A 1,792-nucleotide genomic window follows, 5' to 3' on the forward strand; every position below is an offset into this window, starting at 1 on the left:
CGTGCCGCCCGGCCGGGGCCGTGTTGGCCGGGCCGATGTGGCGAGGGTCGGCCGGGTTGGTGTCGGGCCTGCCGTCGCGGTCAAGGACCTGCCGGAGTCGTGGGCTGCGGCCCGGGTGGCGCTGCGCTTCGCGGCGGAGGGCACCGAACACGATCCCGGCCGCCGCGTCGTCCACGCGGACGAGCTGGGCGGTCTGGTGCTGCTGGCCGAGGCGATCCGGCCGGGCGCGGAGCCACACCCGGACCTGTGCGCTCTGGAGCGAGCCGCGGCCGGCGCGCCCTGGATGCTGAGCACCCTGGACGCCGTCGCCGAGGCGGCCAGCCTGCGGGCGGCCGCCGCGGCGCTGCGCGTGCATCACTCGACGTTGCAGGACCGGCTCGCCCATGCGCAGCCGCTGCTGGGCTGGGACCCGCGCGAGCCGCGGGGCCGCCTGCGCCTCCAGTTGGCCCTGGCGATGCGCCGCCTGCACCGGAACCCGCCCACGTGACGCCGTCCGGTTGGCCCGTTTCGCTGATCCTGCCGCATTCGCCGTGATCATGAGGTGCGGTCCGATCGGCCCGGCTGCGCTGGTGGTGCCGGAATTGCCCGAGGCGAGCGGTGGCGTCCGGCCGGCCCGGTTGATCGATGCGGTCAGTGCAGGCCGGCGTCCTCGGCGGCGGTCATCAGGGCGCCGGCGGTGTCGATCAGCTCGGCGAGGCTGGACACGGCCGACGGCAGCGTGACATAGACGTGGTCCACGCCCGCCTTGGCCAGCGCCTCGATCTCCTCGACGATCTTCGGCACGGACGGCGCGGTGGCGACGCCCACCTGGAAGACGCAGGCGATCGCGTCGGGGTCGCGGCCGGCCTCGGCGGCCAGGGTGCGCAGGTGCCTCAGGGTCTCGCCGACCTGCTGGGGCGGAACCGCGGTGGGCAGCCAGCCGTCGGCGCGGCGGGCGATGCGCCGCAGGGCCGCCTCGCCGCGGCCGCCGCCGAGGAAGACGGGGATCCGGCGGGCCGGCTTGGGGTTGATCCGGGCGGATGTGACGCGGTATCGGCCGTTGTCGAACGAGACGGGGTCCGGTCCCCAGACCGCCGCGGCAATGTCGAGGAACTCGTCGAGCGCCGCGCCACGCTCCCGCAGCGGGCGCGGGGCGGTGGCCTCGAACTCGTCGACCGACCAGCCCGCGCCGAGCCCCGCGATGAGCCGGCCGCCGCTCGCCGCGTCGAGGGCGGAGAGCATCTTGGCGAGCCGTACCGGCAGGTGCAGCGGCGCCACGATCACGCCGGTGCCCAGCTCGGCCCGTTCGGTGACGGCGGCGGCCATCGACAGCGTGACCAGTGGGTCGGTGGTGTAGCCGTAGCGCTCCGGCCACGGGACATCGGGCATTCCGTACAAACCGTGGGGTCCGCTCTGGTCGTCCGGTGTCAGGACCCGGTCGTACGCCCAGAGGCTGTCGAAGCCGATCCGCTCCGCCTCCCGGGCGAACGCTGTCACGTCGTGCGCGAGGTCGAAGGTGGTGGTCTGCGGCAGGTTCACACCGAGTTTCACCGGGCCAACCCTACCGTCCACTTCAGACGCAACCCCGACGCGCGCCGATGCGCCGGCACTCACTGACAGTTCTCGTCCACGGAACAGAACATTCCGTTCCGAGTGAGAGACTGACAAGTCCCGTCTATGGAACAGAACATTCCGTTCCGGCTGCGAGGCTGGCTGGCGTGGCTGTGGAACAGGTCATTCCGTTCCGGTTAGGAGGCCCGGCTGTCTTTGCTGCGGAACAGGACGTTCTCTTCCGTGTGCGAAGCCGACCGTC

General features: G+C 72.9%; 2 protein-coding genes. One reads left to right on the forward strand and one right to left on the reverse strand.

The window, feature by feature from the left end:
• Positions 1–487: helix-turn-helix domain-containing protein (locus Ade02nite_RS30270; protein ID WP_203771350.1), on the forward strand; the 487-nt coding region annotated here is incomplete at its 5' end.
• Between the two features lie 143 nt (positions 488–630).
• Here Ade02nite_RS30270 and Ade02nite_RS30275 read toward each other — a convergent pair.
• Complete coding sequence (locus Ade02nite_RS30275) at positions 631–1,530, reverse strand: TIGR03619 family F420-dependent LLM class oxidoreductase (protein ID WP_203771352.1); 900 nt, start codon at positions 1,528–1,530, stop codon at positions 631–633.
• Positions 1,531–1,792: the final 262 nt, after the last annotated feature.

It is taken from the genome of Paractinoplanes deccanensis (genome assembly GCF_016862115.1).
GTDB lineage: Bacteria > Actinomycetota > Actinomycetes > Mycobacteriales > Micromonosporaceae > Actinoplanes > Actinoplanes deccanensis.